The 19,874-nt window shown below is 67.4% G+C and carries 19 protein-coding genes, 1 tRNA gene and 2 pseudogenes; 13 read left to right on the top strand and 9 right to left on the bottom strand.

The features are described 5' to 3' along the window. The first annotated feature begins 14 nt into the window (after positions 1 to 14). The 4 genes from uxaC to KCI33_RS12465 all read left to right on the top strand — a co-directional run bounded on the left by uxaC (position 15) and on the right by KCI33_RS12465 (position 4,693). Positions 15 to 1,421 carry a glucuronate isomerase gene (gene uxaC / locus KCI33_RS12480; protein ID WP_212525129.1) on the top strand — a complete coding sequence of 469 codons (1,407 nt, stop codon included), beginning with the start codon at positions 15 to 17 and terminating at the stop codon, positions 1,419 to 1,421. A 29-nt stretch (positions 1,422 to 1,450) separates the two neighbouring features. Beyond that, the gene (locus KCI33_RS12475; protein ID WP_249139051.1) at positions 1,451 to 2,869 is read left to right on the top strand and encodes a mannitol dehydrogenase family protein; all 1,419 of its coding nucleotides are present in this window, start codon (positions 1,451 to 1,453) and stop codon (positions 2,867 to 2,869) included. Beyond that, positions 2,866 to 4,068, top strand: coding sequence for a mannonate dehydratase (gene uxuA / locus KCI33_RS12470; RefSeq protein WP_212525128.1), 1,203 nt, complete (start codon positions 2,866 to 2,868; stop codon positions 4,066 to 4,068). The genes KCI33_RS12475 and uxuA overlap by 4 nt, the downstream gene beginning before the upstream one ends. 145 nt (positions 4,069 to 4,213) lie before the next feature. Beyond that, positions 4,214 to 4,693 (top strand): DUF2938 domain-containing protein, encoded by a 480-nt coding sequence (locus KCI33_RS12465; protein ID WP_212525127.1) that lies wholly within the window; start codon positions 4,214 to 4,216, stop codon positions 4,691 to 4,693. Positions 4,694 to 4,852: 159 nt separating this feature from the next. Here the strand turns inward: KCI33_RS12465 and KCI33_RS12460 are convergent, their stop codons facing one another. The 3 genes from KCI33_RS12460 to KCI33_RS12450 form a co-directional block, all read right to left on the bottom strand. Further along, positions 4,853 to 6,157 (bottom strand): TRAP transporter large permease, encoded by a 1,305-nt coding sequence (locus KCI33_RS12460; protein WP_212525126.1) that lies wholly within the window; start codon positions 6,155 to 6,157, stop codon positions 4,853 to 4,855. Then, complete coding sequence (locus tag KCI33_RS12455; RefSeq protein ID WP_212525125.1) at positions 6,144 to 6,638, bottom strand: TRAP transporter small permease; 495 nt, start codon at positions 6,636 to 6,638, stop codon at positions 6,144 to 6,146. The genes KCI33_RS12460 and KCI33_RS12455 overlap by 14 nt, the downstream gene beginning before the upstream one ends. Before the next feature lie 77 nt (positions 6,639 to 6,715). Next, the gene (locus KCI33_RS12450; RefSeq protein WP_212525124.1) at positions 6,716 to 7,696 is read right to left on the bottom strand and encodes a TRAP transporter substrate-binding protein; all 981 of its coding nucleotides are present in this window, start codon (positions 7,694 to 7,696) and stop codon (positions 6,716 to 6,718) included. A gap of 193 nt (positions 7,697 to 7,889) precedes the next feature. Between KCI33_RS12450 and KCI33_RS12445 the strand changes: the two genes are divergently transcribed. The 4 genes from KCI33_RS12445 to KCI33_RS12430 all read left to right on the top strand — a co-directional run bounded on the left by KCI33_RS12445 (position 7,890) and on the right by KCI33_RS12430 (position 11,673). Beyond that, positions 7,890 to 8,912 (top strand): Gfo/Idh/MocA family oxidoreductase, encoded by a 1,023-nt coding sequence (locus tag KCI33_RS12445; RefSeq protein WP_212525123.1) that lies wholly within the window; start codon positions 7,890 to 7,892, stop codon positions 8,910 to 8,912. Positions 8,913 to 8,946: 34 nt separating this feature from the next. Continuing rightward, positions 8,947 to 9,726: an SDR family oxidoreductase gene (locus tag KCI33_RS12440; protein WP_212525122.1), complete on the top strand. Its 780-nt coding sequence runs from the start codon at positions 8,947 to 8,949 to the stop codon at positions 9,724 to 9,726. Between the two features lie 58 nt (positions 9,727 to 9,784). Then, positions 9,785 to 10,855, top strand: coding sequence for an Ldh family oxidoreductase (locus KCI33_RS12435; protein ID WP_212525121.1), 1,071 nt, complete (start codon positions 9,785 to 9,787; stop codon positions 10,853 to 10,855). A gap of 116 nt (positions 10,856 to 10,971) precedes the next feature. Continuing rightward, a complete protein-coding gene (locus KCI33_RS12430) occupies positions 10,972 to 11,673 on the top strand; it encodes a GntR family transcriptional regulator (RefSeq protein ID WP_212525120.1) in 702 nt (233 codons plus the stop codon). 58 nt (positions 11,674 to 11,731) lie between these two features. Here the strand turns inward: KCI33_RS12430 and KCI33_RS12425 are convergent. The 5 genes and pseudogenes from KCI33_RS12425 to KCI33_RS12405 all read right to left on the bottom strand — a co-directional run bounded on the left by KCI33_RS12425 (position 11,732) and on the right by KCI33_RS12405 (position 17,153). Next, positions 11,732 to 13,293: pseudogene (locus KCI33_RS12425) on the bottom strand (dihydroxy-acid dehydratase). A 116-nt stretch (positions 13,294 to 13,409) separates the two neighbouring features. Beyond that, positions 13,410 to 13,486: transfer RNA gene (locus KCI33_RS12420), tRNA-Arg, on the bottom strand. An 85-nt stretch (positions 13,487 to 13,571) separates the two neighbouring features. Then, positions 13,572 to 14,978: a HAMP domain-containing sensor histidine kinase gene (locus KCI33_RS12415; RefSeq protein ID WP_212525119.1), complete on the bottom strand. Its 1,407-nt coding sequence runs from the start codon at positions 14,976 to 14,978 to the stop codon at positions 13,572 to 13,574. Between the two features lie 19 nt (positions 14,979 to 14,997). Further along, the gene (locus tag KCI33_RS12410; protein ID WP_212525118.1) at positions 14,998 to 16,413 is read right to left on the bottom strand and encodes an FAD-dependent oxidoreductase; all 1,416 of its coding nucleotides are present in this window, start codon (positions 16,411 to 16,413) and stop codon (positions 14,998 to 15,000) included. 5 nt (positions 16,414 to 16,418) lie between these two features. Continuing rightward, positions 16,419 to 17,153, bottom strand: a complete 735-nt coding sequence (locus tag KCI33_RS12405; RefSeq protein ID WP_249139044.1) for a TVP38/TMEM64 family protein — start codon at positions 17,151 to 17,153, stop codon at positions 16,419 to 16,421. Between the two features lie 278 nt (positions 17,154 to 17,431). Between KCI33_RS12405 and rpmH the strand changes: the two genes are divergently transcribed. From rpmH to yidD, 3 genes are read left to right on the top strand one after another with little or no spacing between them, the layout of a single operon-like run. Next, the gene (rpmH, locus tag KCI33_RS12400; protein WP_005980833.1) at positions 17,432 to 17,566 is read left to right on the top strand and encodes a 50S ribosomal protein L34; all 135 of its coding nucleotides are present in this window, start codon (positions 17,432 to 17,434) and stop codon (positions 17,564 to 17,566) included. Between the two features lie 25 nt (positions 17,567 to 17,591). Then, positions 17,592 to 18,014, top strand: a complete 423-nt coding sequence (rnpA, locus tag KCI33_RS12395; protein ID WP_212525117.1) for a ribonuclease P protein component — start codon at positions 17,592 to 17,594, stop codon at positions 18,012 to 18,014. Next, the gene (gene yidD, locus KCI33_RS12390) at positions 18,011 to 18,259 is read left to right on the top strand and encodes a membrane protein insertion efficiency factor YidD (RefSeq protein WP_212525116.1); all 249 of its coding nucleotides are present in this window, start codon (positions 18,011 to 18,013) and stop codon (positions 18,257 to 18,259) included. The genes rnpA and yidD overlap by 4 nt, the downstream gene beginning before the upstream one ends. Before the next feature lie 57 nt (positions 18,260 to 18,316). Here the strand turns inward: yidD and KCI33_RS12385 are convergent, their stop codons facing one another. After that, positions 18,317 to 18,499, bottom strand: a complete 183-nt coding sequence (locus KCI33_RS12385; RefSeq protein ID WP_212525115.1) for a hypothetical protein — start codon at positions 18,497 to 18,499, stop codon at positions 18,317 to 18,319. Positions 18,500 to 18,739: 240 nt separating this feature from the next. Between KCI33_RS12385 and ttcA the strand changes: the two genes are divergently transcribed. Beyond that, positions 18,740 to 19,609 carry a tRNA 2-thiocytidine(32) synthetase TtcA gene (gene ttcA, locus KCI33_RS12380; RefSeq protein ID WP_212525114.1) on the top strand — a complete coding sequence of 290 codons (870 nt, stop codon included), beginning with the start codon at positions 18,740 to 18,742 and terminating at the stop codon, positions 19,607 to 19,609. 54 nt (positions 19,610 to 19,663) lie between these two features. Further along, positions 19,664 to 19,874: pseudogene (locus tag KCI33_RS12375) on the top strand (diguanylate cyclase); the annotation flags it as partial.

Here is a 19,874-nt window from a genome sequence, read left to right as displayed (position 1 = left end):
GACGGGGAGGAGCCTTGGGATTTCTGGATGAAAACAGGCTGCTGCCGGCTGAACCGGCGCAACGCGCCGTCGCCCGCGAGCTATACGAGGCGGTCCGGGCGCTGCCGCTGGTCTGCCCGCACGGCCATACCGACCCGCAGTGGTTTGCCACCGACGCGCCCTTCGCCGACCCCGCGCAGTTGTTCGTGACCCCGGACCATTATGTGTTTCGTATGCTGTGCTCGGCCGGGGTCGATCTGGCCGGGCTTGGCGTTCCGCGGCGCGACGGCGGCTGGTTCGAGACCGACAGCCGCAAGATCTGGCGCCTGTTCGCCGCGCATTATCACCTGTTCCGGGGGACCCCCAGCCGGCTGTGGCTCGATCACGCTTTTCAGGACGTCTTCGGCGCCGAATCGCGGTTGAGCGCGGAGAACGCCGACGACTATTTCGACCGGATCAGCGCGTGCCTGGCCCGGCCGGAGTTCCGCCCCCGCGCACTCTACGACCGGTTCGGAATCGAGGTGATTGCGACCACGGACAGCCCGCTCGACGATCTGCGCTGGCACAAGAAAATTCGCGACGACGGCTGGCACGGGCGGGTTGTCCCGACCTATCGCCCCGATCCGGTGATCGACCCCGAATTCGAGGGCTTCGTCGCGAATGTCGAACGCTTCGCCGACATCACGGGCGCGGACACCACCACCTGGCAAGGCTATCTCGAGGCCCACCGCATCCGGCGCGCGGCGTTTCGGGGCATGGGCGCGACCGCCACCGATCATGGCCACCCTTCGGCCCGCACCGCCGATCTGCCGAAACCGGAGGCGACGGCGCTGTTCGACCGGGTGCTGTCCGGCGCGGCCTCGCCCGGTGAGGCGGAGCTGTTCCGGGCGCAGATGCTGACCGAAATGGCGCGGATGAGCATCGAGGACGGGCTCGTCATGCAGCTTCACCCCGGATCGCGCCGCAACCATTCGTCGCGGATCATGGCCCGGCATGGCCGCGACAAGGGGTTCGACATCCCCGGCCCCACCGATTTCGTCACCGCGCTGAAGCCGCTGCTGAACGCGGTCGGCCTGTCGCCCGACCTGACCCTGATCCTGTTCACGCTGGACGAAACCGCCTATGGGCGCGAACTGGCGCCGCTGGCAGGGGCCTATCCGGCGCTCAGGCTGGGGCCGGCCTGGTGGTTCTTCGACAGCTACGAGGGCATGATGCGCTATCGCGAGATGACCACGGAAACCGCCGGGTTCTACAACAGCGTGGGCTTCAACGACGATACCCGCGCCTTCTGTTCGATCCCCGCCCGCCACGACGTCGCCCGCCGCGTCGACTGCGCCTTTCTCGCGCGGCTGGTGGCCAGCGGGCGGCTGGATCTGGACGAGGCGCATGAACTTGCCCCCGACCTGGCCTGCGGCCTCGCACGGAGGGCCTACAAGCTGTGACCGATCCGATCCGCCTGTCCGCCCGCGACCTGCCCGCCGGGTCACGGCGCCCGAAGCCCGGGATCGTCCACCTTGGCCTGGGGGCGTTCTTCCGCGCGCATGTCGCCACCTATCTGGCCGATGCAATGGCGCAAAGCGGCGGTGACTGGGGGGTGATCGGCGCCAGCCTGCAAAGCCCGGCGATGCGCGACAGGCTCGCCCCGCAGGATCATGTCTACACCGCCGTGGAACTGGGACCCGACGGGCGCAGCTATCGGCTGATGGACGTCGTCACCGACGTTCTGGTCGCCCCGGAGGATCCCGCATGCCTGCTGGATGTCATGGCGGCACCCGGGATCAGGTTGGTGAGCCTGACGATCACCGAGAAGGGCTATTGCCATGTGCCCTCGACCGGGCGGTTGCAGGCCGACCATCCCGACATCAGTCATGACCTGGCTCATCCCCAGAACCCGCGCACGGCGCTGGGGTTTCTGGTGGGTGCGCTGGAGCGCAGGCGTCGCGCCGGACAGCGCCCCTTCACCGTGCTCAGCTGCGACAACCTTCCGGAAAACGGCCAAGTCCTGCGCCGTCTGGTTCTGGAGTTCGCCGCCGCGCGGGACAAGGCGCTGGCGGACTGGATCGAGGCCGAGGCCCGCTTTCCCAGCTGCATGGTGGACCGGATCGTCCCGGCGACGACAAAAGAGGACATCGAGGCGGTTTGCGCCGCGACCGGCCGGCGCGACCTCGCCCCGGTGATGCACGAACCCTTCCGCCAATGGGTGGTGGAGGACGATTTCGTGGACGGCGCCCGGCCCGATCTTGCCGCCGCCGGCGCCGAGATGGTCGCTGACGTCACCCCGTTCGAGAAGATGAAGCTGCGCTGCCTGAACGGCACTCATTCGGCGCTGGCCTATCTCGGCTATCTCGCCGGCCACGCAACCATCTGCGATGCCGTCTCCGACCCTCTGTTTGCAGGGCTGTGCGACACGCTCTGGCGGGACGAGATCATCCCGACCCTCACGCCGCCGCAGGGCGCCGACCTCGCGGCCTATGCCCGCGCCCTGCTGGCGCGCTACCGCAACCCCGCGATCCGCCACGCCATGTGGCAGATCGCCATGGACGGGTCGCGGAAACTGCCGCAACGGATCCTCGACACGATTGCCGACAATCTGCAGGCCGGCCGCCCCTGCCCCGGCCTGACGCTGGCCGTGGCGGCATGGATGAAATACGTTTCGGGCCGGGACGAGGCCGGCGCCGCCATCGATGTGCGCGATCCGCTGGCCGATCCCCTGCGCGGCCTGTGGCAGAACAGCCCGGAGACCGGCGCGCGGGTCGACGCCTATCTGGCCCATCGCGCTGTGTTCGGCGCGCTGTCCGATCACGCCGGGTTCCGCGCCGCCCTGATCCGCGCCTGCGACGATCTTGAAACCCTCGGCGCCCGCGGCGCCGTCGAAAGGATCACCAGATGAGGGAAAGCTGGCGCTGGTATGGCGGGCTGGACAGGATCGCCCTGACCGAGATTGTCCAGACCGGGGCGCGGGGCATCGTGACCGCCCTGCACGAAATCCCCTATGGCGCGGTCTGGCCGACCGACGCCATCCGCGCGCGGCAGGCCCAGATCGCCGCCGATCCCGCCCTCGGCCTGGAATGGAACGTGGTCGAGAGCCTGCCGGTGCACGAGGCGATCAAGCGCGGCGAGGGCGACCTCGCCCCGCTTTTCGCCAATTACCGGCAGTCGATGGCCAATCTCGCCGCCTGCGGCGTGCGGGTGATCTGCTACAACTTCATGCCTCTGCTGGACTGGACGCGCACCGATCTCGACGCGCCGGTACGCGGCGGCGGCACGGCACTGCGGTTTTCCCAACTGCACATGGCCGCGTTCGAGGTTCACATGCTGCGCCGCCCAGGCGCCGAGGCGGACTATTCCGATGCCGTCCTGTCGGCGGCGGCGCATTGGCACAAGACCGCCACCGAGGCCGACCGCGACCGGCTGCTGGCCAGCATCATGGCCGGCCTGCCCGGCGCCTTCGACCGCTATGACATCGAAGGGTTGCGCGCCGCGCTCGGGGGCTATCGCGGCCTCGACCGGGCCGCGCTCCGGGCCAACTACGCCCGCTTCCTGGCCGAGGTCATTCCGGCAGCCGCCGATCTGGGCGTGCGGATGTGCGTGCATCCCGACGACCCGCCGCGCGACCTGTTGGGCCTGCCCCGGATCGTGTCGGATGCCGACGACATCGCCTGGGTCCTGGGTCAGCAGCACACGGTCGAGAACGGGCTGACGCTGTGCTCGGGGTCGCTTGGCGCCAACCCGGCCAACGACGTGCCGGCCATCGCGCGCCGCTTTGCGCCGCGCATCCATTTCGCCCATCTGCGCAACGTGGCGAAAGAAGATGACGGCTCGTTCCAGGAGGCCGCGCATCTGGAAGGCGACACCGACATGGCCGCGCTGATCGAGGTTCTGCTCGACGAGGAGACCCGGCGGCAGGAAGCAGGACGCGCGGACTGGGAGATCCCGTTCCGGCCCGACCACGGCCACGAACTGCTGTCCGATCTCGGGCGCGGCACGCATCCGGGCTATCCGCTGATCGGGCGGATGCGGGGCCTGGCGGAGCTGCGCGGCGTGATCGCGGGGCTGAGCTATTCGAAGGCGCGCAATCGCGATGCATGAGGAAACGGCATCGGGTGCCCGCCAGCCCGGCAAAGGGCGGCGCAGACATAACGTGGACGGTATGAAACGCCAGAGGAGGAGAGAATGCTGAACAACACAGTGATGCCAGCGGCCCCTGGCTGCCCCGGCATGAGCGGGGGCGCCAATGGCTGAACTGATCGTCATCGGCTTCGCGATCGGCGCGACGGCGACGCTGGCCATGGATCTCTGGGCGCTGATCCTGAACCGCGCTGCGGGGCAGCCGCTGCCCAACTGGGGCAATGTCGGGCGCTGGTTCTGGCATCTGGCCAAGGGACGGGTGTTTCACGAGGACATCGCCGCTGCCACTCCGCACCCGCGCGAGGTCGCCCTGGGCTGGTTCGCGCATTATGTCACCGGCATCGTCTATGGTGCCCTGTTCCTCGTCATCGTCGGGCCCGACTGGCTTGCCGCGCCGCGCTTCCTGCCGGCCTGGATCTTCAGCCTGGCCACCATCGCGGCCGGCTGGTTCCTGCTGCAGCCCGGCATGGGGCTGGGCTGGGCCGCCTCGGCCACGCCGAACCCGTGGAAGGTGCGCGCGATGAACGTGGCCGCGCACACCGCCTTTGCGCTCGGCCTGTGGGGTGGCGCGGTTCTGCTGCCCTAACGAGGCCCGACCAGCGCGCCGGGCGGCGGCGCAGGACGCAGCCGCAGCCGCGTCCGGGCGGGAAGGCGGTTCATCCCGCCGCCTCGGCGGGGAGAACCGGCGTCGCGCCCGGAAAGGCCGGGCGCGCCGGGGTGGATGTCCCCGGCACACCCGGCAGGATCACTGGATGAACTTCGGCATGACCCACCGCGGCAGCGCCAATATCAGGTCCGGCAGCGCGATCACGATCATCAGAACGACCACCATCGGCAACAGGATGATCGCCACGTCCCGAAGCGCGTCGATCAGCCGGATCCTGCCGATCGACGCGGCAATCAGAAGGCACAGGCCATAGGGCGGCGTGACCAGGCCGAACGCCAGGCTGACCACCCCGATGATCGCGAAATGGATCGGGTGCATGCCGACATGTTGCGTCACCGGGAACAGGACGGTCCCGACGATGATGATCGCGGGGATGGCATCGATGAACATCCCGAACAGAAGGAACGCCGCCGCCGCCATGATGCCCGTCCCGAACACCCCCAGGCCCATTTGCTCGATCATGCCGACCAGCGCGGCCGGGATCTTGAAATAGGCCAGGCACCAGCCGAACGCGCTTGCCGTGCCGATGCAGAACAGCGTGATCGCAGCGAATCTCGCACTGTCGTAGAGAACCTTGGGAAGCTCCGGCAGGGTCACGGAACGGTAGACGAACAGCCCGAGGATCAGGGAGTAGAAAACCGCGATCACCGAGGCCTCCGTCGGCGTGAAGAAGCCCCACACGATGCCGCCCACGATGATCAGCGGCGTCATCAGGGCCAGAAACGCCCCGGCCACGGCCCTGACGAGTTCCCGCAAGGTCGATCGGTCATGCACCGGATAGCCGCGACGTTTCGCATAGACGTAGACGGTCAACATCTGCGATCCGGCGATCAGAATGCCGGGAATGACGCCGGCCAGAAACAGGCCGCCGATCGAGACCGACATCAACCCGCCCCAGACGACCATCAGGATGGACGGCGGGATGATCACCCCCATTACCGACGAACACGCAGTGATCGCGACGGTGAAGGAACTGTCATACCCTTCCTTCTTCATCTGCGGGATCAGCAGGGACCCGATCCCGGCCGCATCCGCCGTGGAACTGCCCGAGATACCGGCGAACAGCATCGACACGACCACGTTCACATGGCCAAGCCCGCCGGGCAGGTGCCCGACCATTGCGCGGGCCACCCGGATGAGCCGGTCGGTGATCCCGGAGGAATTCATGAGATTGGCCGCCAGCAGGAAGAAGGGCACCGCCAGCAGCACGAAGGCGTTGTAACTCTTGAACATCTCTCGCATCAGCAGGACCGGCGTCAGCCGTTCCTCGATGAAAAACACGGGAACAACGGCAAGGCCAAGGGCAAACGCCACCGGGACCCGCAGGAAGACCAGAACGGCAAAGGTTCCGAAAAGTATCGCAGCGACTTCACCCGGCCCCATGCTCTTCCCCATTTCGCAGAATTTGGATTTCGTCCCAGATTTTTTCCAAGGTGAACAACGTCCATGTTGCGCCGGCGATCGGCCAGCCGGCGTAGATTGTGATCATGGGGAGCCCGGAGATCTCGGAGCGTTGCCGCGACCCCAGGATGCCGAAATCGTAGCCCCACCACAGGAAGGACAGCGCGAGGCAGAGGATCGCGATGTGAACGAACATCTTCGACGCGAATTCCACATAGGCGCTCGTGCTGTGCGGCAGGACATCCACATCGAAATGGGTGCCGTCCCGGACGGCGATCATGGCTCCGATCAGAATGATCCAGACAAAGCAGAAACGGGCGATTTCCTCGGTCCAGATGTAGCGTGGGATCATGCCCGTGTATCTGCTCAGGATTTGCATGGCGACCGGGATGATCAGCAAACCCATGAGCGCCGTCAGCAATATCCGGAGAAACCGGTAGTATTGGTCAACAAGAAAACGCACGGTTGCCTCTTGCATTGTGATGTTGGTGAGAGGGTCGATGCGGATGGAAGTCCTCCATCCGCATGACGTGAAGCGCGTTACTGCACCGCTTCGATTGCTTCGAGCACGTCCAGCGCGCCCAGTTCTTCGGCATAGGCCCGCTTGACCGGAGCCGCCAGTTCCAGAAGCTTGTCGCGCTCCGTGAACTCATGCGTGGTCAGCCAGCCGGCCTTTTCCATGGCCTGCAACTTTTCGCTGTCCTGGCTGCTTTCGATCTGACGGCCAAGCGCACCGCCGATCCGGCCGGCTTCCAGAACGCATGCCTGCTCTTCGGCGGTCAGGCGTTCGAAGGTGGCGTTCGAAAAGCCGATCGGGCGAACCGTGATCGCATGCGCCGTCAGCGCGATATGCGGCCCGACTTCGTAGAACTTCATCTGCTCGATGCCGGCGGCTTCGTTTTCGGCCGCGTCGATCACGCCGGTCTGGATGGCGTTGTAGACCTCCGAATAGGCGATGACGGAGGGCGCGGCCTTGATCGCCTCGAAGATGCGGGTCTGGATCGGGGCCCCCATCACGCGCATCGGCAGGCCTTCGAGTTCGGCCATGTTCGTGATCGGGCGGTTGACGATCAGTTGGCGGGTGCCGCCACCGGCGTAGCCGATCAGGCGAACGTTCGCCTTTTCCAGCACGTCCTGCGCCAACGGGGCCAGCGCATCCTGCTCCATGACGGCGTTCCAGTGATCAAGGTCACGGAACAGGAACGGCATGTCCATCAGCGGCGCCTTTTGCGAGAAGGTCGACATGTGCGACGGGCTCACGATCGCATAATCGACGGCAATCCCCTGGCTCATGTTCTCGAAGTAGTCCTTTTCCAGGCCAAGCTCCGAGTTCAAGTGGAGATCGAAGGTCAGAGACCCGCCAGAGCACTCGCCGGCGACGCGCTCGAATTCGCGCAACGCCTTGGTGAATGCGTGGTTCTCATCGAACTGCACCGCACCGACAAGTTCTGTCGAATAGGCTGCGGTCGCGGTCATCGCCAGCATGCTGCAGCCAACGGCGGCTCTTGCGAAAATGTTCATGTACTCCTCCCAGTTGTACGTCACGCAACGATGACTTCGCTGCATAAATGGTAGTATGGTAGTATCTTGAAAGTTTTTTCAACTCCTGCTTTCCTAGGACAGACCAAACGGCGATCGGCCTTGGTTTTGCAGAATTTTCAGGCCCGCACCCTTGGAGATTCGGTGGCCGCACAGGGTGAGATGAGTGATTGAGATGGCGGACAGATTCGGATTGGCGATCGTTGGGGCGGGCCTGGCGGCAACGCCCCACGCGCAGGCGCTCGCAGCCCTGAAAGCGAAGATCGACGTCCGCGGCGTGTTCACCAGATCGCCGAAGAATCGCTCCGCGATCTGTGCGGAATATGGCTTCCCGCAGGCCGACGACCTCGACACGCTCCTGAACGATCCGAAGGTCGCCGCGGTTCTGGTCCTCACGCCGCCGGATGCGCGGCAGGAGATCACCGAAAGGGCGGCCGCGGCCGGCAAGCATCTTCTGGTCGAAAAGCCGCTGGAACGGACGCTGGCGGCGGCGCGCGGGCTGGTGGGCATTTGCGACAGGGCCGGCATCACGCTGGGCGTCGTCTTTCAGCACCGGTTCCGCCCCGCCTCGATCGCGCTGAGGGATATTCTTCAGGGCGGCACGCTGGGCAGGATATGCTCGCTCAGCCTGGCCGTCCCGTGGTGGCGCGACCAGGGCTATTACGACGAGCCGGGTCGCGGCACCTATGCGCGCGACGGGGGCGGCGTCTTGATGACGCAAGCGATCCACGCCCTTGACCTGATGCTGTCCTGCACCGGCCCGGCGTCGGAGGTTCAAGCGATCTGCGCGACCACCATGCACCGGATGGAGGCCGAGGATTTCGCGGCGGCGGCGGTGCGGTTCGAGAACGGCGCGACCGGCGCGATCATGGCCACGGTCACCTGTTATCCCGGAACCGAGGCGCGCCTGACCCTGAACTGCGAGAACGCGACCGCCATCCTGGAAGGCGGACGCCTGGATATCTTTCACCACGATGGGGAACATCGGGCATTCGCCGAGCCGGAAAGCGACGGCTCGGGCGGGAGCCTGATGGATTTTCCCTGCGACTGGCACAAATCGCTGATCGAAGACTTCGTCGGGGCCATTCGCGCCGGGCGCCCCCCGGCCTCGAACGGCCACAGCGCGCTGAACGCGCATGCGCTGATCGACGCCATGACCCGCTCATCCGCCTCGGCCAAACGCGAGCGCATCACATAACCCGACATCCGCCTCAACCAACAGGAGCAACCTAATGTCATTTTCCGATATCTCGCTGCCGGAGTTCGCGGGCAAAGGCGTCTTGATCACTGGCGCATCGACCGGGATCGGCGCGGAGCTGGCGCGCGCGTTCGCGGCGCAGGGCGCCAAGATCGGCCTGCACTACTTTGCCTCCAAGGACGCCGCCGAGGCGCTTGCCGAAGAGATCCGCGGCAACGGCGGAACGGTGGAACTTGTCCGGGCGGACGCAAGCAACTCCCAAGAGCTGGCCGCGGCGACGCAGGAGGTCGCAGAGCGTCTGGGCGGCCTGTCCGGGCTGATCAACAATGCCGGGGGCATGGTGCGCCGCGTGCCCTACGCGGAGGTGACCGACAAGGATTACGACGAGATCATGGACCTGAATGCGCGATCCATCCTCGTCGCCTCCAAGGCCGCCCTGCCCTATCTCAGAAAGGATGGCGGGTTTGTCATCAACACGACATCCATCGCGGCGCGCAACGGCGCCAGCGGCGGCGCCGGTCTTTACGGCTCGTCCAAGTCCTTCGTCTCGAACGTGACGCGCGGAATGGCAAAGGAATGGATTCAATACGGGATCCGCGTCAATGCGGTTGCCCCCGGCGTCATAACCACCCGGTTCCACGAGCGTTACTCGACGCAGGCCCAGCTCGACGCGATGCTCGCCACGGTTCCGCAGGGGCGGCTGGGCGTGGCCAGCGATTGCGTGGGGGCCTACCTGTTCCTCGCGTCCGACGCCCTGGCCGGCTACATCATCGGGCAAACCATCGAGGTCAATGGCGGCCAGTTGATGCCGTGAGGCTCCGGCCCGGCTCAGATCCTGCAACCGAAATGGCGAATTCCGCGAAAGGAAGGCAATGAAAACAGAGGAAATCTCGCGCCCACGCGCCACGCCGGAACGGCTTGCGGCCTTCTGCACCGAAGCCCTGACGGCCATCGGCGTCGAGGCGGCATCCGCGGAGGCCGCGAGCCGGGCGATGATGCACGGGTCCCTTCATGGCGTCGACAGCCACGGCGTGCGGCTGCTCGGACATTACTTCCGCATGTTCGAGGGCGGCCGCCTGAACAAGTCGCCGAAACTGAAGCCGAACCGCGTCCGAAGCGGCACGGCGCTGCTCGACGCGGATCATGCCCACGGCGCCTATGCGACCTATTCGGCGACCGATCTCGCCTGCGACATGGCCGCCGAGACGGGGATCGCCGCCGTGGGCATACGAAACAGTTCGCATTTCGGACCGGCCGGCGCCTACACGATGCATGCCGCCCGCCGGGGCATGCTGGCGATGTCGTTCTGCAACTCGGACAGCTTCGTGCGGCTGCATGACGGCGCGGAGCGGTTCCACGGGACCAATCCGATTTCCATGGCCGTGCCCACCGGCGGCGAGCATCCCTGGCTGCTGGACATGGCGACCAGCGCCGTGCCGTTCAACCGGGTGCTGCTCTATCGGTCGCTCGGCGTCGAACTGCCGCCGGGGGTGGCCTCCGACGATGACGGCCTCGACACCACGGACCCGAACGCCGCGGCGATGCTCGCCCCCGTGGGCCACGCCTTCGGCTTCAAGGGCGCGGCCCTGGGCGGGATCTCGGAGATCTTTTCCGCCGTCCTCACCGGCATGCGGCTCAGCCCCGAGATCCTGCCGATGAACGGCGAGGATATCGAGACCCCGCGCGAGCTTGGCGCCTTCGTGATCGTCATGGACCCCGAAGGCTTCATCGGCGGCGAAATCGTCAGGGCCGGGATGGAGCGATACCTGACCCTGCTGCGCAACTCCAAGCCGCAGACCGGGAAAAAGGTGCTGGCGCCGGGCGACCGGGAATGGGCGGAAGCGGACCGGCGCCGCGTCGAGGGAATTCCTCTTGACCCGGCGACCCAGGAAGACTTCTTGCAGCTTGCCGCGCAAACTGGTTTGTCCGCACCGTTCGACTGAAGACCGGAGACCGCGTTCTACGCCGGTGCAGCGGTCTTCCGTTCGGCGATCAAAGCGGAACGGCAGTCTCCAGACCGGGCGCCGCCCCGTGAGAAAGGCCATGTAAAGGAACTGGGATGGAAGCGCTGCTCAAACCCCTCACGGAATTCACGCTTTCGCCGGAAGCGCCGGTTTCCACACAGGTTCTGTCAGCCCTCAGATCGACAATCCTTTTTGGCGAATTCAAACCGGGGCGGCGCCTGTCGGAACAGGAAACCGCCAAGCTGATGCAGGTGTCGCGCCAGCCGGTCCGCGAGGCATTCATCCGGCTCGCGGCCGAAGGGCTGGTTGAAATCCGGCCGCAGCGCGGAACCTTCGTTTCCAAGATCTCGATACGCGAAGTCTACGATTCGCGCTTCGTCCGTGAATCGGTCGAGGCGGATCTGGTTCGCCTGGCCGCACGGAACATCACGCCCGAAATGAGCGAGGCCCTGGAGGAGATCCTGACCCAGCAACGAAGCGACGCCGCAAGGGATCCGCTGCACTTCATGGGGCTGGATGAAGCCCTGCACCGGACCCTGGCGGAGGCCGCCGGCAAACCGCAGATCTGGACATACCTGCAAAAGCTCAAGTCACAACTGGACAGGGTGCGTTTCCTCGTGGCCGTGGATTTGCCGATCGAAGAGCTCATCGCCCAACACGAGGATATCGTCCGCGCCGTCGCGCAGCGCAACGAAGAAGAGGCCGAAAGGGCGATGCGCCTCCATTTGCGCCAAATCCTCAAGGATCTGCCGAAGATCGCCGAAACCTACCCAGACTATTTCTCGCCCGAAGACTGAGCCGGAGAGCTCGGGCCGATGGCGTCCGGCAGCCAGGGACAGGTCCACCCGACCGGGTTCAGCCGGGTGTCCGCCTGTCGGCCTTCGGCACGAGAAAATCGAAATCGCAGCCCTCGTCGGCCTGAAGGACGGAACGCAGAAAGAGGGCTCCGTAGCCACGTTCGGGGATCGTCACCGACGGTCCGGTGACGGCATGCCGTCGCCGGTCAAGCTCCGCCTCCGCGACATGCAGTTGAAGTCGCCGCCGTTCCACGTCGAGTTCGATTTCGTCCCCGTCGCGCACCAGCGCCAAGGGGCCGCCTTCGGCGCTTTCGGGCGTGACGTGCAGAACGATCGTGCCGCTCGCGGTGCCGCTCATGCGGGCGTCGGAGATGCGGACCATATCCTTCACGCCGGCCTGCGCCAGCTTGCGCGGGATCGGCATGTAGCCCGCCTCGGGCATCCCCGGCGCGCCCTTTGGCCCCGCGTTCTGCAGCACCAGCACATCGTCGGCACGAACGTCGAGATCCGGGTCGTCGATGCGCCGCGCGAGATCCTCCAGCGAGGTGAAGACCACCGCGCGGCCGCGGTGGCGGACAAGGCCGGGGCTGGCCGCGGACTGCTTGATGATCGCCCCACGGGGCGCGAGGTTGCCGCGCAGCGCCGCCATCCCGCCCTGGGGGTGAAGCGGCTCGGCGCGCGGGGACATGATCGACTGCGCCCACCCCTGCGGTGCGGCGTCGAGTTCCTCGCCCAGCGTCCGGCCGGTCACCGTCAGGCAATCGAGGTGCAGCAGGTCGCGCAGCTCGCGCAGGATGCGCGCGAGCCCCCCGCGTCGTGCAGGTCCGCCATGTAGTGCTGGCCCGAAGGCTTGAGGTCGACCAGCACGGGCACGTTCCGGCTGATCCGGTCGAAGGCGTCGAGGTCGAGCGCGATGCCCAGCCGCCCGGCCATCGCGGTCAGGTGCACGATGGCGTTGGTCGAGCCTCCCACGGCGAGCAGCACCGTCAGCGCGTTCTCGAAGGCGGCGGCGGTCATGATGTCGCGCGGCGTGCGCTTCGCGGCGGCGAGATCGACGGCCACGCGGCCGGTCTCCTCCGCCACGCGGCGGCGGTCGGCGGACACGGCGGGCGCGGTCGCGCCCCCGGGCAGCATCATGCCGAGCGCCTCGGTCACCAGCGCCATCGTGCTGGCCGTGCCCATCACCCCGCAGGTGCCCGCGCCGGGCACCAGAGCCGAATTCACCTCGGCAATTTCCTGATCGTCGATCTCGTCCGCCCTGTAGCGCGTCCAGAAGCGGCGGCAATCGGTGCAGGCGCCCACGCGTTCGCCGCGATGGTTGCCGGTCAGCATCGGCCCGGTGACAAGCTGGATCGCCGCAACCCCGGCGCTGGCCGCGCCCATCAGCTGCGCGGGAACGGTCTTGTCGCAGCCGCCGATCAGCACGACCGCGTCCATCGGCTGCGCGCGCACCAGTTCTTCGGTGTCAATCGACATCAGGTTGCGCAGGAACATGCTGGTCGGGTGCGCGAAGGATTCGTGGATCGAAATCGTCGGGAAAGGAACCGGAAGCGCCCCGCCAGGTCGGGGCGCTGACGGACCATGCGACGCGGAAGGTGGCCGGGAACGACACCCGCCCAAGCTACCGGATGCGGGTCGTGGTGAACGTGAACCGGGAACGGAACGGCGCAAACCCGTCGGCGCGAAACGCAAACCGTCGCGAACAGCGACGCGTTTTCAGTTGGACATGTGGGAGATGGCGCGCTGGGGAGGATTCGAACCCCCGACCCCTTGATTCGTAGTCAAGTACTCTATCCAACTGAGCTACCAGCGCGTGGAGGCTTCATGTATCCGGGGGCGCGGGGGTTTGCAAGGGGCCTGAGAGAGGTTTTTTCAAAATTCCTGCACCACCCCGCCCCCTATGGCGCCGTCGTCTCGAAGGCATCCACCGCCTTGGGCAGCACGATGCGGAAGCTGGTGCCGCTCGGCCCGGTCTCCAGCAGCTCCAGCCGCCCGCCGTGGCCGCGGATCAGCTCGGCCGAGATCGCCAGCCCCAGCCCGGTGCCCCCCTTGCGCGTGCCGCCCTGGAAGGGCTGGAACAGGTGCTCGCGCGCCTTGGGCGGCAGCCCCGGCCCGGTGTCGGTGATTCGGATCACCCAGGCGGCGTCGTCCTCCTCGGCGCTGACGCCGATCTCGCCGGGCTTGCCGCTGGCCACGATCGCCTGCCGGGCGTTTCGGATCAGGTTCGACAGCACCCTGTAAAGCTGCTCGGGGTCGGCGCGCAAAGTCAGGCCCGCCGGCACGTCCTCGGCGAAGCTGATATCGTGCTCGCCCGCCGCCAGCCGCTCGCTGTCCACCACGTCGTTCACGATCTGGGCGAGATAGACCCGGCCCAGCATCGGCGGCGGCTCCTCGGCGCGGCCGAAGGCCAGCGTGGTCTCGCACAGGTTCACCGCCCGGCTGATCGCACCCACGATCTTGGGCGCGGTGCGTTTCACGCCCGGGTCCTCGCTTGCCTCCATCCGGTCGGCGAACAGCTGCGCCGTGGTCAGGATGTTACGCAAATCGTGGCTGATCTTGGCCACCGCGCCGCCCAGCTGCGCCAGCCGCTCCTTCTGGCGCAGCGCGCCGGTCAGCTGGGTCTGCAGCGACCGCAGCGCGGCCTCCGCCTCGCGCAACTCGGCCACGCCGGCGGTGGGCTCGATGATGCGGCGCGCGTCCTCGGGCGCCTCGGCGTAGCTCTGCATGGCGGCCACCACGCGCTTGATCGGCGTGACCAGCAGCCGGCGCACCGCCAGGAACAGCAGGAAGGCGGTGATGACCGAGATCACCGCCGAAAGCGCCAGGATGCGCAAGCCGTAATCGATCATCGCCGCGCGCAGCGGCGCGGTCTCCATCGTGACCTCGATGGCCAGCCCGGCGCCGCGCACCGGGTGGCCCAGCACCCGGATGATGCGGTTCTCGGGGTCGAGCAGCCGGATCATCGCGTCGCGCATCAGTTCGGCCGCGCCCGCGTCGCGCAGGTCGTAGGCCGCGTGCACCTCGCCCGGCACCGGCGAGGACAGCACCAGCTGGCTCATCTCATTGCGTCGGAGCACGACGTTGAACACGCCCGCGTTCTCCAGCAGCTCTCGCTCCAGCGCGTCGTCGATCATGTCTTCTGTGGCCAGCGTTGCCAGCGAGGCGATCTGCGCCCGCTCCAGGCGGCTGAGCAGATAGTCCTCGCGGAACCGCGCCACCGAGGGCACGAAGATGAACACCTCGGCCAGCATGACGAAGGCGATCGTCAAGAGCAGGAAGCGGCCGGAAAGCGTGTTCAGGACCATGCGGGCCTCGTTTGCGGGCTCAGGGGATCGCGCGCTGCACCAGCCGGACGACCCGTTTCACCCAAGGGTTATCAAAAAGCCTGGGCGAGAAATAGTTACCCGCGGCCCGCTTGTTAACCTCGCCCAGCGTCGGGTAGGGCGCGACCATGTTCGCCACCGCGCCCATCTTCAGGCCGTTGGCGATCGCCAGCGCCCAGATCCCGATCAACTCCCCCGCCTCCGGGCCCACGATGGAGGCGCCGACAGGCCGCCCCCTGACCACCATCACCTTGATCAGCCCCTCCGCCTGGCCCGTCGCGATGGCCCGGTCGTTGCCCGCAAAATCGAAGCGCGTGACGGTCAGCTTGGCGCCATGCACCTCGCGCGCCTCCTGCTCGGTCGGGCCGACCTGCGCCAGCTCCGGGTCGGTATAGGTGACGCGGGGGATATGCCCCCCGCGCGCCTTCGCCGGCAGGCCCAGCAGGATGGAGCGGATCACCACCCCTGCGTGATAACCCGCCACATGGGTGAACTGCGCGCCCCCCGCCACGTCGCCGATGGCATAGATACGCCGGTTGGAACTGCGCAGGGCGGCATCCACCTTGATGCCCGCGCGCGTGACCTCCACCCCCGCGGCGTCGAGGTTCAGCCGGTCGAGATTGGGCCTGCGCCCCACCGCGACCAGCAGATGCGTCCCGTCGTGGCGGCCCTCAGAGGTCTCCACCGTGATCGCGCCCGCCTGCCCCGAGACCCGCGTCACCGCCTGCCCCTCCACGATCTCCACGCCCTCGGCGCGCAGGCGCGCCAGCACCACGGCCGCCAGTTCCGGATCCTCCCGGCCCAGCGCGCGGGCGGCCTCGATCACCGTCACCCGGGCGCCCAGACGCACATGCGCCTGCGCCATCTCCAGCCCGACCGGGCCACCGCCAATGATCAGCAGGTGGCCGGGCCGCGTGCGCAGGTCGAACAGGGTCTCGTTGGTCAGGTAGGCCACGCCCTCCAGCCCCGGGACCGGCGGCACCAGGGGCGACGATCCGGTGGCCACCACGAAGCGGCGCGCCGCGATCACCGCGTCGCCCGCCTCCAGCTCGGCCTCCGAGACGAAGCGCCCCCAGGCCTGAATGACCCGCACGCCCAGCGCCTCGAACCGCTCCACGCTGTCATGCGGGGCGATGGCGGCGATGGCGCGGGCCACATGCGCCTGCGCGGCGGCGTAATCTACCTCCGGCTCAACCGGGGCCACGCCGAAGGGCCCGCCCGAACGCATCGCCTGCGCGGATTTGCCGGCGGCCAGCAGCGCCTTCGATGGCACGCAGCCGTAGTTCAGGCAGTCGCCGCCCATCCTGTGGCCCTCGACCAGCACCACCCGCGCGCCCATCTGCACCGCGCCGGCGGCAAGCGACAGCCCACCCGAGCCCGCCCCGATGATGCACAGATCCGTCTCGATCCGCTCCATGCCGGTCACCTCCGCAACGCCTTGATCGCCACCGGCAGCGCCGCCAGCGCCGCCAGCCCCAGCATCGGCGCCAGCACCGGGGGGGTGAAGAGAATACCGAGATCGGGCGTCTCGCCGCGGGCGAAGACCTCGCCCAGCCCCGCGCCGACGGAGGTATAGACCAGCCCGCCGGGAATGATGCCGAGGAAGGTGGAGATCATGAAGCGGTGCAGCGGCACCTCCAGGAAGGCCGGCACCAGGTTGGCCAGAAAGAACGGCACCGCCGGCACCAGCCGGATCACGAACAGCATCGACCACTGGTTCTCGTCGATGCCGTCCTTGATGCGCTTGACCATGCCCTCGGACCCCTCCAGCCGCGCCCCAAGCCGGTCACCGCCCCCGATCCGGGCAGCGAGGAATATGCCGGTCGCCCCGATCGTGGCCGCAGTGACGTTGAACAACACGCCGGGAAAAACCCCGAACAGGAACCCGCCGGTGAGCGTGGCGATGGTCGCGCCGGGCAGCGAGAGCGCCACCATCGCCGCGTAACCGGCGACAAAGCCCAGCGCGCTGAGCGCGTAATGGGCGTCGCGGAAGGCGATCAGCGCCTCGCGATTCTCGGCCAGCATCTCGAAGGACAGGGAATCGCGCAGGGTGAAGGCCCCCAGAACGGCCACCGCCGCGATCACGATCAGCGGCAGCCGGCGCATCAGGCCGGGCCTCGGGGGGGTGGTGATCTGGCTCATCGGGCGTTGTTCCATCTGCTGTCCTGTCCGCCCCAACATGCGGCTCCGCGCGCGCAAGAAACAGGGGCTTCACGCCGCCTTGATCACAGGTGACCCGCCGGGGCCAGCAAAACCGGGACCAGTTGCGGCCTCTGTAACACGCGGGTCGCGCAATGCCCGCCATTTGTTGCAGAAAACCCACCGTCAGCGAATTGACACCGGGGGACAATACGCCTAAAGACCGGGCTTCGAACATCACCGGCCCTCGAATCCACCCGGGGTTCGGGCCAGACTGATTTGACGGAGCCTGAGCGATGAAACGCACCTACCAACCCTCGAACCTGGTTCGCAAGCGCCGCCACGGCTTCCGCGCGCGCATGGCCACCAAGGCCGGCCGCAAGATCCTGAACGCACGCCGCGCACGGGGCCGGAAGTCGCTGAGCGCCTAAGCGCCGCGCCGAAAGGCAAACGGATATGACACCGCCGGAGGCAGACGTGGCAGGCGCAACGCCGGACGCCACCGAAACGCCCCCGGCGGTTTCCGTTTGTCTGCAGACCCTCGCCAAACGCGCCGATTTCCTGCGCGCCGCCCGGGCGCGGCGGCAGGCGGTGAAGGGATTCATCCTTCAGGCCCGCCGGCGCGGCGCGGAGGAGCCCGACGGCGCACTCATCCGCGTGGGCTTCACCTGCTCAAAAAAGGTCGGAAATGCGGTCGCCCGCAACCGTGCCAAGCGGCGCCTGCGCGCGCTGGCGCGCGAGCATCTCGCGACGATGGGCCGTCCCGGATGGGACTATGTGCTGATCGGCCGCGCCGGCGCCACGGCCGAGCGTCCCTATATGGATCTGGTGGGCGATCTGAAATACGCCCTGAAAAAGATCCATGGAGAGGCCCAGTGACCCCCCTCGCCCATCTCGCCGCCCTGCCCGTGCGCGCCTACCGGCTGATCTTCAGCCCCTGGGTGGGCTTCAACTGCCGCTATCAGCCGACCTGCAGCGCCTACGCGCTGGAGGCGCTGGAAAAGCACGGCGCGATCCGCGGCGGCTGGCTGGCGCTGCGGCGGATCGGCCGCTGCCACCCGCTGGGCGACACCGGCTATGACCCGGTGCCGGATCCGGAGCAGAAAACAAAGCCAGACCAATAGCCCCGATCAGCAGGCCGCGCCGCCCTGGAGGGACATTTGGAATCGCTCGGATCCCTCTCAGCGCTCCGGCGGCTCCGTCAGCAGGTTCACCAGCGTCGCGCCGATGATCCAAACGCCGAAGGTGACGACGATCGTCGTGGTCACCGACATCCAGCCCCCCACGAACCCGGCCAGCGCCACGACGACCCCAAGCCCGCCAACGACCCCATGCAACTCGCGCCTCTTGTGTTTCAGACCCATTTCGCTCCTCCTGCCATGCAGCCTAGCACCGGGCCCCGCTCCGATCCACGCCGCGGGACCGCCGGGATGTTAGCCCCGCGGCCTCTTCGAATTGCCCATATGAAAGTCATGTGCGACTCATATCGAATTCCTATCGCCCCCGGCCGCCCGTGGCCCTCGGCGCCCCCACCGCGCGCGCCACAGGTCCCAGCCAACCGCACGCCCCTTGCCCGCAGCCCGCAACTCTTCTAAAGCCGCCCCATGCTCGACGATCTCGACGATATCCACCCGCTGTTCCACGGCGCGCCCTCCTCGACGGAGTTCCGGAAACTCCGCAAACGCATCGTGCGCCATGCCCGCGAGGCGATCGAGCAATACGGCATGATCGAGCGCGGCGCGCGCTGGCTGGTGTGCCTGTCGGGCGGCAAGGACAGCTACACCCTTCTGGCGGTGCTCTACGAGCTGAAATGGCGCGGGCTGCTGCCGGTTGACCTGCTCGCCTGCAACCTCGACCAGGGCCAGCCCGGCTTTCCGGCCACGGTGCTGCCGAAGTTCCTGGAAAAGATGCAGGTGCCGCACCGGATCGAATATCAGGACACCTATTCCGTGGTGAAGGAGAAGGTGCCGGCGGGGCGCACCTACTGCGCGCTGTGCTCGCGGCTGAGGCGCGGAAATCTCTACCGGATCGCGCGCGAGGAGGGCTGCTCGGCGGTGGTGCTGGGCCATCACCGCGACGACATCCTGGAAACCTTCTTCATGAACCTCTTCCACGGCGGGCGGCTGGCCACCATGCCGCCCAAGCTGGTCAACGAAGAGGGCGACCTTTTCGTCTACCGCCCGCTGGCCCATGTGGCCGAGGAGGATTGCGAGAAATTCGCCCGCGCCATGAACTACCCGATCATCCCCTGCGACCTGTGCGGCAGCCAGGACGGCCTGCAGCGCCAGCAGGTCAAGCAGATCCTCGACCAATGGGAAAGGAACGCGCCGGGCCGCCGCCAGGTGATGTTCCGCGCGCTGATGAACATCCGTCCGTCGCATATGCTGGACCCGAAGCTGTTCGATTTCGCGGGCCTCACCCGTGACCCGCATGCATTTGACGAAAATGCCCCGGAGCTTCCCCGGCTGCGTTAACCCCAAACTGACGACTCTCCCCTAGCGTCCCCCTGCCCCCAGGAAAGGACGCCAATGCCCGCCTTCCCCCCGCCAATCGTCAGCCGGCTGCCTCCGGCCCTGCGCGCGGCGCTGTCTGGCCCGCGGACCCTCGCGGTGCTGCCGGCGCTGACGCTGGGGGCGTTCTGGCTGGGGGGCGAGCCGGGGCTGGTGGCGGCGGCGCTGCTGCTGCCGGCGCTGGTCGGGGTGGCGGCGGCGGCCGGCCCGTCCGGGGCCGCCGCGTCTC

This window comes from Actibacterium sp. MT2.3-13A, assembly GCF_018139985.1.
In the GTDB taxonomy this organism is placed as follows: Bacteria; Pseudomonadota; Alphaproteobacteria; order Rhodobacterales; family Rhodobacteraceae; genus JAGSOU01.
The sequence above is the reverse complement of the archived record's forward strand: the minus strand, read 5'-3'. Positions and strand labels throughout refer to the sequence as shown.

Excerpts from the sequence above, each read along its gene's own strand:
- KCI33_RS12415 (WP_212525119.1), bottom strand. The coding sequence starts at position 14,978 with ATGGTCCTGAACACGCTTTCCGGCCGCTTCCTGCTCTTGACGATCGCC.
- rpmH (WP_005980833.1), top strand. The coding sequence starts at position 17,432 with ATGAAACGCACCTACCAACCCTCGAACCTGGTTCGCAAGCGCCGCCAC.
- KCI33_RS12440 (WP_212525122.1), top strand. The coding sequence starts at position 8,947 with ATGTCATTTTCCGATATCTCGCTGCCGGAGTTCGCGGGCAAAGGCGTC.
- KCI33_RS12460 (WP_212525126.1), bottom strand. The coding sequence starts at position 6,157 with ATGGGGCCGGGTGAAGTCGCTGCGATACTTTTCGGAACCTTTGCCGTT.
- uxuA (WP_212525128.1), top strand. The coding sequence starts at position 2,866 with ATGAGGGAAAGCTGGCGCTGGTATGGCGGGCTGGACAGGATCGCCCTG.
- ttcA (WP_212525114.1), top strand. The coding sequence starts at position 18,740 with ATGCTCGACGATCTCGACGATATCCACCCGCTGTTCCACGGCGCGCCC.
- KCI33_RS12465 (WP_212525127.1), top strand. The coding sequence starts at position 4,214 with ATGGCTGAACTGATCGTCATCGGCTTCGCGATCGGCGCGACGGCGACG.
- KCI33_RS12405 (WP_249139044.1), bottom strand. The coding sequence starts at position 17,153 with ATGGAACAACGCCCGATGAGCCAGATCACCACCCCCCCGAGGCCCGGC.
- KCI33_RS12445 (WP_212525123.1), top strand. The coding sequence starts at position 7,890 with ATGGCGGACAGATTCGGATTGGCGATCGTTGGGGCGGGCCTGGCGGCA.
- KCI33_RS12385 (WP_212525115.1), bottom strand. The coding sequence starts at position 18,499 with ATGGGTCTGAAACACAAGAGGCGCGAGTTGCATGGGGTCGTTGGCGGG.
- KCI33_RS12450 (WP_212525124.1), bottom strand. The coding sequence starts at position 7,696 with ATGAACATTTTCGCAAGAGCCGCCGTTGGCTGCAGCATGCTGGCGATG.
- KCI33_RS12410 (WP_212525118.1), bottom strand. The coding sequence starts at position 16,413 with ATGGAGCGGATCGAGACGGATCTGTGCATCATCGGGGCGGGCTCGGGT.
- rnpA (WP_212525117.1), top strand. The coding sequence starts at position 17,592 with ATGACACCGCCGGAGGCAGACGTGGCAGGCGCAACGCCGGACGCCACC.
- KCI33_RS12435 (WP_212525121.1), top strand. The coding sequence starts at position 9,785 with ATGAAAACAGAGGAAATCTCGCGCCCACGCGCCACGCCGGAACGGCTT.
- KCI33_RS12430 (WP_212525120.1), top strand. The coding sequence starts at position 10,972 with ATGGAAGCGCTGCTCAAACCCCTCACGGAATTCACGCTTTCGCCGGAA.